Source organism: Stenotrophomonas sp. YAU14A_MKIMI4_1, assembly GCF_003086855.1.
Lineage (GTDB): Bacteria > Pseudomonadota > Gammaproteobacteria > Xanthomonadales > Xanthomonadaceae > Stenotrophomonas.
Window position 1 is genome coordinate 2,670,382 of the sequence record NZ_CP025998.1, and the last position, 11,634, is coordinate 2,682,015.

Below are 11,634 nucleotides of genomic sequence, written 5' to 3' on the forward strand. Positions count from 1 at the left end.
CCTGTTAACTTGCGCGCCACTTTCGTGGTTTACAGCCTGTCCGCATGTCGCTTCCGTCGTACCGCCCCACCCCGTCGCTGCTGTTCCTGGCCGTGTCCTTCAGCCTTGCTGCCCCGGCCAACGCCGCCCCGCAGGCCACCACCCTCGATGCCGTGCAGGTGACCGCTGCCGATGCCAGCGCGCAGGCACGTGAGGCGCTGAAGCGCGTGCCGGGCGCCAGCAATGTCATCGATGTGGCCAAGGCCGACAGCCGGTTGTCCAGCAGCGCCGATGTGCTGGCCTACCAGCCGGGCATCAGTGCGCAGTCGCCGGGCAACGAGGGCACCAAGGTGTCGATCCGCGGCTCAGGCATCAACCGTGGACCCGGCGCGCATGCCTCGGGCATCGCCGTTTCCCTCGATGGCCTGCCGTTGACCGGCGCGGGCGGCACGCCCTACGAACTGCTGGAACCGCTGTGGCTGTCGCGGGTGGAGGTGCTGCGCGGCGCCAACGGCTTCGAGCGCGGTGCGCTGGCACTTGGCGGCGCGATCGACTACGTCAGCCGCAGCGGCCGTGATTCGGCCGGTGTGCAGTTGCATTACCAAGCCGGCAGCCGTGGCTACCAGAAGCGCGGCATCAGCTGGGGCGGCGTCAGCGGCGATGTCGACTACTTCCTCGCCTATACCGATACCGAGTTTGACGGCTACCAGGACCACGCGCGTGGCGATGGCAAGGGCGCGATGGCCAACATCGGCTGGCAGATCACCCCGGACCTGCAGACCCGCTTCTTCGTGCGCTACCGCGAGACCAATCACGAAACGCCCGGACGCCTGACCCGCGCGCAGATCCGCAACGACCCACGCGCGGCCAACGCCGCCAACCTGGCCATCGACGCGCGCCGCCCGCAGCCGGGCAGCACCTGGATCGGCAACATGACCACGCTGCAGATCGACGAGGATTCCTCGCTGCAGGCCGGGCTGGTCTATCACAAGTACCCGATGGACTTGAACGAGAGCCTGTACCGCCAGCAGCTGGATTACGCCAATCTGAATGCCACGCTGGACTACCACCGTCGCCATCTGCTGTTCGGGCGGGACAGCGAAACCACCGTCGGCCTGCGCGTAACCCACGACCTGCAGGCGAACGTGCGCGAGTCGCTGCGCTTTGCCAGCAATGGCTACGCCGCCGGTACCCGCACGCGTGATTTCCGCCACCACGGCACCGACAGCACCCTGCACATCAGCAACAGCCTGGCCTTGAACGAGCGCCTGCGCGTGCAGACCGGCTTGGCCCTGATCAACACCCAGCGCGACGTGCAGGTGACCTGGCCCAGCAGTAGTGGCCGCCTGCGCGAGCACGACTGGGACTATGCGCCGCGCCTGGGCTTCACCTGGCAGCACAGCGCGCAGACGCAGTGGTTCGGCAACCTGAGCCGTTCGGTGGAAGCGCCGCATCCGTGGTCGATGATCTGGGGTTCGAACCAATACTTCGCTGCGGGCAACGGGCCGTCCACCGGCCGCCAGCGCAGCCCGGTGCCGATGCAGAACCAGACCGCCACCACGCTGGAACTGGGTGCGCGCGGTGACGCGGCGCTCGGCCGCTGGGAGCTGACCGGCTACTACGCGCACGTGAACCACGAGCTGCTGACGGTGGAACTGCAACCGGTGCCGAACCTGTTCATCGCCGAAAACAACGCCAGCCCTACCGTGCACCGTGGCATTGAAGCCGGCCTGGACAGCACCCTGTGGCAGGGCGTGCCGGGCCGCCTGTCACTGCGCCAGGCGTACACCTTCAGCGATTTCCGCTATCGCCACGATGCGCGCTTCGGCAGCAACCGCCTGCCCGGCCTGCCGCAGCACAGCTACCAGGCCGAACTGCGTTTCGATCACGTCTCGGGCCTGTACGCGGCGCTGAACACCGAATATGCCTCGCGCATTGCCGTGGATTACGCCAACAGCTACTGGGCCGACAGCCACGTGATCTTCGGCAGCCGCATCGGTTACGACGCACCGGGTGGCCGCTGGCAGGCCTGGGCCGAAGTGCGCAACATCGGCGACCGCCATTACGCGGCAACGGTCACGCCCGGCTATGACGACGCCGGCAAGGACGTGGCCCGTTCGACACCGGGCGAAGGCCGTGGCGTCTATGCAGGGATGCGCTGGCGCTTCGACTGAGCACGGCGATTGGCGCCGGGAACATCCCGGCGCCCGCCAGCGCAGAAGTGATTCAAGCCCGGACGATGAGGATCAGGAAATACGCCAGCGCGGCAGTCGCTCGCTGCGCTTCCACAGCGTCGGTGCAGCGCCGATCAGCAGCACCGCCATCAGCCACTTCGGCGATGTGCTGAGCAGTGCAGTGGCCCACCCCGCATCAACGGCTGCCGCATCTTCCTGCCAGGGGTTGTAGCCCAGGTACAGCACAGTGCCCGCGCGCCACAGCAGCACCGCCCCCACGGCCAGCATGAACAACGCCAGGCTGCGGCACGTCCAGCGCTGCGAGGTCGTACCCCATTCGCGCGACAGCGCGACCAGCACGCTGACCAGCGACACGGCGATCAACACCACCAGGGCGATATCCACCTCGCGCCCGACGCGTTCGTAGCGGCAGGCACGGCATTTCGCCTCTTCGCTGGCGGTCGCCGCTTCGGTAGCCGGCACCGCGGCGGGAGGCGACGACTGTGCCAGGCCGGTGAGCGGCAGCAGCAGCGCCAGAACCACCCCCAACGCCCATCGAAACCAGATGCTGTTGCTGCGCATTGCGATATCCATTTCGCGTCTCCTTCCTGTCAGTTGATCTGTTCGCCCCGTATCGGGGCACGCCCCACGGCGGCTGCGTACTCCGCCGCCCAGTCCTCCCGCTCAAATACCCAACGGCCATCCTCTCGGTGCAGCAGGAACTTTTCCTGCTGACCATGGCCGCTGAAGCAGCTGCCACTGACCACCGAAATCATCGCCCACTGCCCGTCGACACTGAACACCGGGCGTGACAGCGAAACGATCTGCAGCTGCCGTTGGGTCACGTTCCCGTCGCAGCCCGGCCCGCCCTCCGCCTTCGTCCTCTGCAACTGTTGAAGGGTCATGCGCTGCGCACCCGCCAGCGCCTGCTCGGGCACACGCGAACGCCGCGCATTGGCGGCGCGCTGTGCAGCCTCCAGTTCCTGCCGCAGCCGGAACAGCGCCTCACCTTCGTCATCGGGGAAACGGGCCAGCGGAGCATCATTCTGGCAATCGGTCATGGCGGGCCGCTGCCTGCAGAAAGGCAACGTCCACTCCATCACCCTGGCCCACGAAGGCGCCGGGGTATCCAGCGTGGGCTGTCGCGGTGGTCGCCAGCGCCCGACATTCTTCACCGCAGGCGCGGTGTCGGCGGGCGTGGTCATGTCCGCCCTTGCAGCCGGAACCGCTGTACCTGTGTGCGGCGAGGACGGAGGCGGCAGGGCTGCGGCCTGTTCCACCGGGAACGCCCTGACCACCAGCGGCGGCGGCATCGGCGGCCAAGGCGGCCGCACCTGCCGGATCGCCAGCGCCATCACCTCGGCCTGCATCTGCGCAGTGCCCAGCACCACGGGCCTTGGACCGATGCGGACCGGTGGCGCCTGCCACGCGCGCTCCACCAGCAGCGCCAGCGCCACAAAGGCCGCGACCAACCACAAGATGCGCCTCCAGGTGATGCGTACGTGCATGATCCTCCCTGCTTCGTCCTGCAACCTTGGCGCCACGCTACGGCGCGCGCGCCACTTGGATCGGCGTGACCACATCGGGCGCCAGCGTCTGCGCCAGCCAACCCAGTGCGGTCAAGGCGTTGCTCCCTTGTAGACAGCCTCGATGCGATGACCATCCGGGTCGACAACAAAGGTGGCGTAGTAATGGTCGCCGTAATCGGTGCGCAGCCCGGGGGCACCGTTGTCACGCCCGCCCGTGGCCAGCGCCGCGGCATGGAATGCATCCACCGCCTCGCGCGACCGTGCGGCAAACGCAAGATGGAAGCCCGGCCCGGGCGCCAGCGCATCGTCACGCTGTTTCAGGCACAGGATGTCTTCATCGTCGATCAGGCCGTAGCCGATCGCCTCGTCGTCCTCAAACACGCGGCGGAAACCGAGCGCTGCCAGGGCGGCATCGTAGAAACGCGCGGCGGTATCCAGATCACGGACACCCAGGGAGAGGTGGTGCAGCATGCGGACATCCTTGCCGGGCACGCGGTGGTGGTGATGGCCGATTCTAACCGCGAATGAACGTGACTGCGGCATGGCGCTGCTGCAGCGGGGCCGCTATCGTGGCTGGCCTGACACAGGACGTTGCACGCCATGCAGGCCCGCCAGTTCACCCGCCCCCTTGCGCTCCTTCTTTTCGTGCCGATGATCGGCCTGGCCGGCTGGGGATCGTGGGCCGCCACCTACTGCTTCAGCGACGGCTGCCTGGGGGTCATCCTGCTCTGGATGGCTGCATTGGCTGCCCTGGTCGTACAGGCCCTGCTGGTGCTGCCACTGCATGCCTGGGCGTTGAAGCGGCAGGGCTTGCCGGCGCAGGTCGGTTACCTGTGCTGGCTGGCGGCATCGATCGTTTCGGTGGTGGTTCCGGTGTTGCTCGGCTGGCTCTACATGCTGTTCAAATAGCACGCTGCTCAACCCGCCGACCGCTCAACCCACGCGCGCCGCCTTCAGCAGTTGCGCGGCTACCTGGTCGAACGGGGCGATGTCCTGCAGCGCGCGGCTCATCGCCACCGCGCCTTCCACGCTGGCAATGACCAGGCTGGCCAGAGCCGCGGCCTGTTCCGGCGCATGACCATCGCTGATGAAGGCCTGGGCCAGGTGCCCCTGCCAGCGCGCGAACACCTCGGCCGCCGCCGCGCGCGGCTGGCTGGCATCCGCCTCCACGGGCTCTTCCACGGCCGCGGCAAGTACCGGGCAGCCGGCCCGGAACTGCGAGCGCAGCAGGCGCTCGCGCCACATCGCCAGGAATCGTTCCAGACCAGGCACGGCGCCATCGCGCAGCAGTTCCAGTAGCAGGGCTTCCACCTTGTCGCCGGCCAGCGTCGTGGCCTTGGCCAGCAGTTCCTGCTTGCCGCCGGGGAAGTGGTGGTAGGTCGACCCCAGCGGGGCTTCGGCCAGCTTGGTGACCTCGCGGATGCTGGTGGCATTGAGGCCCACCCGCGCCAGCATCTGGGCCGCCGCATCGATGACACGCTGGGGGGCATCGCTCGCGCGTGGGCTCATGCTGGGCTCCTTGCTAGGACAGTCGTCATAGATTAGCGTAACGCCCGTTCTATAACAGTCGTCATAGCCATGAATCTCTGGTTCCGCCTGCTCCACCTGCTGCTGTGCAGCCTCTTCCGCCCGCGCCTGGATGCCCCGTTCGGGGTGTCACGCCTGCAGTTCCGCGTGCTGCCCAACGACCTGGACAGCAACCTGCACATGACCAACGGCCGCTACTGGAACATCTTCGATCTGGGCCGGCTGGACCTGATCCTGCGCATGGGCTTGGGCAAGGTGGCGCTGCGCGAGAAATGGGCGCCCATCGTCGGCGCCGGCACCATCCAGTTCCGCCGCGAACTGCGCCCGTTCCAGCGCTACACCCTGGAAACCCGACTTGCCGGCTGGGTGGGCACGCGGGTGATCATGGAACAACGCGTACTGATCGGGCCGGAACAGAAAATCGCCACGCGGGCGTTGCTGGTCACCGGCATCTACGACCGGCGCGCGCGTGCCTTCGTCGGCATGGAACGGATGATGGAGGCCATTGGCAGCACTACGCCGCCCTCGCCGCCACTGAGTGCAGCGGCCGAAGCGCTGCTGGCGGCAGATGCGGCGTTGAAGCGCGACGACGGCTGAGCAGCGCCGCTCAGACCTGCGGCATGTTCTTGGTGACGCAGTGGATGCCGCCGCCACCGCCAGCAATCGCATCGATATCCACCTGCTCGATGGTGCGACCGGGATACAGGTCCTGCAGCAGTTCACGGCAGTAGCCATCGGCCTTCGCATCGCCAAACTGCGGTGCGATCACCGCACCATTGATCGGCAGGTAATTGATGTAGCCCCGGGCCAGATCATCATTGTCACGGGTATGCACGTTGTCGCGCCCACCCAGCGGCGGCGGCAGCGTATGCACCTGCAGCCTGCGACCGTCGGCATCGGTCGCTGCGCGCAGGATACCCAGATGCTCGCGGGTCAGGTCGTAATCGTAGGATTCCGGATCGTTGTCCAGGTTGGCGATCACCACGCCTGGGCGCACGAAGCGCGCGTAGAAATCCACGTGTGCATCGGTGATGTCTTCACCGGCAATGCCCGGCAGCCAGATGACCTTGCGCAGGCCGAGATGGTGTTTCAGTTCGGCTTCGATATCGGCACGCGACCAGCCCGGATTGCGGTTGCGGTTCACCCAACAGCTTTCGGTGAGGATGGCCGTGCCATGCCCATCGACCTCGATGCCACCGCCCTCGCCCACCAGATCGCTTTCCAGCAGGGTGGCACCGGTGGCCTGTGCCAACCAGCGCGCCACGGCGCCATCGTTGCGCGCGAATTGCTTGCCACCCCAGCCATTGAAGTTGAAGTCGACCAGGCCCAGCCCACCGCGGTGGTCGGTAACGAAGCAGCCGCCGTAGTCGCGCACCCAGATGTCATCCAGCGCAACGTCCAGGAATTCGATGTTGTCGCGGCCGCAACGCGCCTGCGCCAACGGCAGATCGGCCGGCCGGCACAGCACGCTGACCGGCTGGTACCGCGCGATGGTGCGTGCCAGGCGGGCAATGGCCTCGTTCACGGCACCGGCCTGCGCCCCCCAGACCCGCGGCTGCGCCGCGAAGGCCAGGAACACCCGTTCCTGCGGGCCGTGCTCGTCGGGCATGCGCCAGCCAGGCGCAGTCGATGCCTGCACACGCGTGACCGTGCCGCCCAGGCCCAGCGCCGCGACGGCGCCCAGACCGGCAGCAGCGGCCAGTTGGTTCAGGAAGTGGCGACGGGTGTTCATGGCGGGCTCCGACAGGGGCGCAAGGGATGAATTGCATGCTGCGCTTGCCCACTGTTAAGCACAAACGATAAATTTGCCCAACTACTGATCACTTCTGCTTATCTGAAATGCTCAAGCACTGGCCCTCACTCACGGCCCTGCGTGGCTTCGAGGCGGCTGCCCGGCTGGGCAGTTTCCATCGTGCTGCTGAAGCGCTGCACCTGAGCCAATCGGCCATCAGCCAGCAGATCCGGGGCCTGGAAGAGTCCCTGCAGCAACCGCTGTTCTTCCGCCAGGGGCGCAGCGTGACGCTCACCGATGCCGGCGTTGATCTGCTGGAAACCACCCAGGCCCTGCTGCGTCAATTGGCCAGTGGCATCCGGCGGCTCGATCAGTACCGCAAGCCCAACCAGTTGATCGTGAACACCACGCCCGCCTTTGCCCGCCATTGGCTGGTCCCCAGGCTGTCGGCCTTCGCCGATCGCTTTCCCGAAGCCGACCTGTGGCTGCTGACCAGCGAAGACCCGCCGGACATGACCACCCAGACCGTGGACATCGCGGTGCGCGACGATCTGCAGGCACAGGCCGAGTGCCAGTTCCGCGTGCTGCTGCAGGACCAGCTGTATCCCGCCTGCCATCCGGATCTGCTGTCACGCCCCAGCGCACAGCGCTTGACCCTGCACGGCGAGCGCGAAATGGACTGGAGCCAATGGCAGGTACAGGGTGGCGCCGACGTTGGCCAGCGCAGCGAAGGCATGAATTTTTCCGAGCCCGGGCAGTTGCTGGATGCCGCCTGCCAGGGCCTGGGCATTGCCCTGGTCAGCGAGCTGCTGTCGGCCACCGCCCGCGAACGCGGCCTGCTGCATCCGCTCGCCACAGCGCGGGTACGTGGCCCGCAGTGGAGTTGGCTGGTCCACGACGACAGCGCGGAAGACCCTCTGGTACAAGGTTTCTGCCAGTGGCTGTGCGCTGCGCTGGCCGACCGCGATGGCCACGCTGCCTGAGCAGCGCGCGCTCTAGCGGCGCGGCTTCTGTGCCAATGCGCGCGCAATAGCGGCCTCGGCCAACGGCGCCATCAGCGCATAACCCTTCGCGGTGGGGTGCACGCCATCGGCGGCCAACGCGGGATCGAGGCCACCGGCGGCGTTGGCCATGAGCGCGTAATAGTCCAGATACACCAGCCCCTGTGCGTGGGCGTACTGCTTGAGCGCGGCATTCAGGGCGCGCACCTTCGGCGCAGGTTCGATGCCCGGCATCCACGGGTACTCGCTCACCGGCAGTACCGACGCCATCACCACGCGTATGCCGTGCACGCGCGCCAGCTCGACCATCGCGTGCAGGTTGTCTTCGATCATCGCCTGCGTGCTGGCACCGGTGTTGCCGGCGATATCGTTGGTACCGGCAAGGATGACCACCACGTCCGGCTGCAGCGCGATGACATCCTGGCCGAAGCGCAGCAGCATCTGCGGCGTGGTCTGCCCGCTGATACCGCGGTTGAGATAGCCCTTGCCGGGGAAGAACGCCGCAGGATCCTTTTCGCCCCACCCCTGGGTAATGGAATCGCCGAAGAACAGCACGCGCGGCACGCCGGCCTGCTTGGCGGGCACGCGCGCATTGGCTTCACGGTAGCGGCCCAGATCGGCCCAGTCGGAAAGGCGCTGCTGCATGTAGCGCACCTCATCCGGGCGGAGCTGGTCCACGGGCTTCACCAGCAAAGGATTGATCGCCACGGGCGGCTGCGCCTGTGCGCAGGTGGCGCTCATTGCGAGGGCCACTGCGGTGGCGCAGCATCGGGTGAGTAGAAAGTGGATCATTGTTGTTCCTGAAGACTCTGGATCAGCGGGGGCCGTGGGAGGGCGGAACATCCTGCGCGCCCCACTGCTCGTTCTTGGTGCTACCCAGCTCGAAGTCCAGGGTGCCGCCGCGCTGTACGAAACTGGCCGGCAGCCAGCTTGCGTTGCTGGCCCTGCCGTCCACCCGCAGCGACTGCACGTACGGCGCATCCATCGCTGCGCCGCGTGCACGCACCACGATCTTCGCACCCGGGCGGGTGATCACCGCTTCGGTGAACAATGGGCTGCCGATCACCAGGTCCGCGCGACCCGGGTACACCGGGTACAGGCCCAGCGCCGACCACACGTACCACGACGACATCTGGCCAAGGTCATCGTTGCCGGGCATGCCCTCGGGCGTGTTGGTCCAGATCTGGCTCATCGCCTGCCGCACGGTTTCCTGGGTCTTCCACGGCTGGCCGAGGAAGTTGTACAGCCACGGCGCGGCGATGGATGGTTCGTTGTCCAGTTCGGCGTGCAGCGGGCCGGACTTGGTCACCGCCCATGTACCGTCGGGCTTGCGGAAGAACGCATCGAGCCGCGCGATGCTGGCCTCGCGCCCACCCAATGCTGCGAACAGCCCGGCGGGATCGAACGGCACCATCCACAGGTACTGCGCACCGCTGCCTTCGACAAAACCTTCGTCGGCGGCCGGGTCGAACGCCGGCCAGCTGCCATCTGCGTTGCGCGGCTGGATGTAGCCCTGCTGCGCGGTGGCCTTCGGGTTGTACAGATTGCGCCACCAACCGGAGCGCTCACGGAACTGGCGCGCCCCCTGCACATCGCCGGCCGCCAGCGCCAGTTCGGACAGGCCGAAATCGGCGCTGACCATTTCCAGCGTATCGGCCGCGCTCCCCCACCCCGGTGCTCCTTCGGGCATGTAGTTCAGCGCCAGCCACTGGTCCAGGCCCGGGCGCTGGCCCACGCACAACACCGGGCAACCACGCGTGTCGAGATCGCGCGCGGTCGGAACGGTCGCGGCCTTCTTAAGCGAGGCGTAGGCACGCTGCAGATCGAAACTGCGCCCGCCGAACGCATGGATGGCCGCCACCGACGGCGGCGATGGATCACCGTTCATCACGCCGGTGGCGCCGGTGATGTGGGTCCAGCGATCCCACACCCCGCCGTTCTGGTCGGCCTGGTTGAGCAGCGACTGCGCCACGTCCGAGCCCACCTGCGGCTGCAGCAGGGTCAGCAGCTGCAGCTGCGAACGGTAGACATCCCAGCCCGAGTAATTGGCGTACTGCGCCTGCTGCCGCTTGGCCAGCGCATGCACCCTGCCGTCCATGCCGCGGTAACGCCCATCGGCATCGCTGTGCAGGTTGGGCGCCAGCATGGCGTGGTACAGCGCGGTGTAGAACACGGTCCGCTCATCGGGCGTGCCACCCTGCACCCGCACCTGGCCCAGCAGGTCATTCCACTTCGCACGCGTGGCGGCCTGGGTGGCGGCCACCGTGGTGCCCTGCGGACTCTCGCGGCGCAGGTTGGCCCGCGCGCCGGCTTCATCCACGTAGGAAATGCCGATGCGTGCGGTCACCACCGGCGTGCGCGTGGCATCGAAACTGATCCAGCCACCCGCGCCCTTGCCGGCCGGTGGGTGGCCCTTGCTGCCATAGGTGGTGCCGCCGCCGCCCTCGCGTGCGCCGGCCTGCACTGTGTCATCGCGCCAGGTGCCCCCCACCTCGAAGGGCTGGTCGAACTCGGCCACGAAATGCAGGGTGTAGTAGCTCTCGCGGCGATCTTCAGCCAGATAGCCGCAGAAGTTGCCGCTGGTGACCGAACCGCGCACGGTGCGCGTGGACGGGTCGATGATGAGGGTCGAATCGCTGCTGCCCACTTCGCTGTCGGAGGTGCGGAACAGCAGGTTTGCCGGCTTGTCGGCCGGGAACTGGAACTGGCCGACCGCGGTGCGCGCCGTGGCCGCCAGGCTGACCGCCACCCCGTTGTCCAGGGTGAGTGTGTAGGCGCCGGGGCTGGCCGATTCCTTACGGTGGTCCAGCAGGCTGGTGTAACGCATGCCGGCATCGGCTGAAGACGGCGACAGCTCTACCGGCAGCGTGACCGGCATGAGCGGAATATCGCCGCTGGCACCGGTACAGCCGGTTCCATTGACGTGGGTCAGGCTGAAACCGCGCACGCCGTTGCTGCGCCACTCGTAGCCACCGGGGGCGGCAATGGGAAAACGCTTGCCCGGCAGCGCGGTCATTTCCGGGCTGAAGGCCACCATGCCGAAGGGCACCGTGGGCCCCGGGTAGACGTTGCCGGCGTTGGTGGTGCCGATGAAAGGATTGACCTCGGCGGCCAGGTCCTGTGCGGGCGCCCTGGCGGCCAGCAGCGGCAGCGGGGACAGCGTCAACACTGCGGAAACGACGACCAGCAACGAACGGGACATCGACAACTCCAGTGGAAGGTGGCACGCACGCGCCTTGAATCACTGAGAGTAGTACGCGCTGAGCGCCCTGCGACGGGCCGGAGGTCATGGTTGGCGGTACCCGGTCACGATCGCGGCCATCGGGCCGCGCGCCGATCAGTACAACGTGCCCAGCTTGAACAACGGCAGGTAGGCGGCAAACAGGGCGAGCGGAGTTGCCAGCATCACCGCCACGCTGCCGATCAACGCCGACAGCCGCGCACGTCCTGCCAGCCAGGCGGCAACCACCAGCGCTGGACCCAGCCAGGCCAGCCCGTAATTGTTGGCAAACAGCTGGGTGATCAGCGGCAGCGGCTGGCCCGCTTCGGCAAACCGCTCAACGAACTGCGGGATCGCAAACCGGCCCAGCGCGGTGCAACCCACGGCGGCTGTGCCGCTGGACAACAGGCCGATCAGCAGCCATCCCCATGCTGAGATTTTCTGCACAGCCTTTGTCATGAGTATCCGTGGC

Annotated in this window: 12 protein-coding genes; 4 read left to right on the plus strand and 8 right to left on the minus strand. The window is 67.3% G+C overall.

Translation table 11 applies throughout. The features are described 5' to 3' along the window. Positions 1 to 44: 44 nt before the first annotated feature. Entirely contained in the window at positions 45 to 2,153 is a 2,109-nt protein-coding gene (locus C1931_RS12265) for a TonB-dependent receptor (RefSeq protein WP_108756556.1), read from the plus strand. Positions 2,154 to 2,225: 72 nt separating this feature from the next. Here the strand turns inward: C1931_RS12265 and C1931_RS12270 are convergent, their stop codons facing one another. The 3 genes from C1931_RS12270 to C1931_RS12280 form a co-directional block, all read right to left on the minus strand. Continuing rightward, on the minus strand, positions 2,226 to 2,747 hold the full coding sequence (locus C1931_RS12270) for a hypothetical protein (protein ID WP_108756557.1): 522 nt from the start codon (positions 2,745 to 2,747) through the stop codon (positions 2,226 to 2,228). 17 nt (positions 2,748 to 2,764) lie between these two features. Continuing rightward, positions 2,765 to 3,661: a hypothetical protein gene (locus C1931_RS12275; RefSeq protein ID WP_108756558.1), complete on the minus strand. Its 897-nt coding sequence runs from the start codon at positions 3,659 to 3,661 to the stop codon at positions 2,765 to 2,767. A 111-nt stretch (positions 3,662 to 3,772) separates the two neighbouring features. After that, positions 3,773 to 4,153, minus strand: a complete 381-nt coding sequence (locus tag C1931_RS12280) for a VOC family protein (protein WP_108757752.1) — start codon at positions 4,151 to 4,153, stop codon at positions 3,773 to 3,775. A 129-nt stretch (positions 4,154 to 4,282) separates the two neighbouring features. Between C1931_RS12280 and C1931_RS12285 the strand changes: the two genes are divergently transcribed. Then, positions 4,283 to 4,591, plus strand: coding sequence for a hypothetical protein (locus C1931_RS12285; RefSeq protein ID WP_108756559.1), 309 nt, complete (start codon positions 4,283 to 4,285; stop codon positions 4,589 to 4,591). Positions 4,592 to 4,615: 24 nt separating this feature from the next. Here the strand turns inward: C1931_RS12285 and C1931_RS12290 are convergent, their stop codons facing one another. Then, entirely contained in the window at positions 4,616 to 5,191 is a 576-nt protein-coding gene (locus tag C1931_RS12290; RefSeq protein ID WP_108756560.1) for a TetR/AcrR family transcriptional regulator, read from the minus strand. A 69-nt stretch (positions 5,192 to 5,260) separates the two neighbouring features. On the opposite strand from C1931_RS12290, the gene C1931_RS12295 reads away from it, so the two are divergent. Then, positions 5,261 to 5,806, plus strand: a complete 546-nt coding sequence (locus C1931_RS12295; protein ID WP_108756561.1) for a thioesterase family protein — start codon at positions 5,261 to 5,263, stop codon at positions 5,804 to 5,806. 10 nt (positions 5,807 to 5,816) lie between these two features. Here the strand turns inward: C1931_RS12295 and C1931_RS12300 are convergent, their stop codons facing one another. Next, a complete protein-coding gene (locus C1931_RS12300) occupies positions 5,817 to 6,941 on the minus strand; it encodes an agmatine deiminase family protein (RefSeq protein ID WP_108756562.1) in 1,125 nt (374 codons plus the stop codon). 107 nt (positions 6,942 to 7,048) lie between these two features. Between C1931_RS12300 and C1931_RS12305 the strand changes: the two genes are divergently transcribed. Continuing rightward, a complete protein-coding gene (locus C1931_RS12305; protein WP_108756563.1) occupies positions 7,049 to 7,924 on the plus strand; it encodes a LysR family transcriptional regulator in 876 nt (291 codons plus the stop codon). Between the two features lie 12 nt (positions 7,925 to 7,936). On the opposite strand, the gene C1931_RS12310 is transcribed toward C1931_RS12305, so the two are convergent. From C1931_RS12310 to C1931_RS12320, 3 genes are all read right to left on the minus strand, one after another. Next, positions 7,937 to 8,683 (minus strand): SGNH/GDSL hydrolase family protein, encoded by a 747-nt coding sequence (locus tag C1931_RS12310; RefSeq protein ID WP_234412815.1) that lies wholly within the window; start codon positions 8,681 to 8,683, stop codon positions 7,937 to 7,939. Positions 8,684 to 8,756: 73 nt separating this feature from the next. Continuing rightward, positions 8,757 to 11,144, minus strand: coding sequence for a GH92 family glycosyl hydrolase (locus C1931_RS12315; protein WP_108756565.1), 2,388 nt, complete (start codon positions 11,142 to 11,144; stop codon positions 8,757 to 8,759). Between the two features lie 135 nt (positions 11,145 to 11,279). Continuing rightward, on the minus strand, positions 11,280 to 11,609 hold the full coding sequence (locus tag C1931_RS12320) for a hypothetical protein (protein ID WP_159095496.1): 330 nt from the start codon (positions 11,607 to 11,609) through the stop codon (positions 11,280 to 11,282). Positions 11,610 to 11,634: the final 25 nt, after the last annotated feature.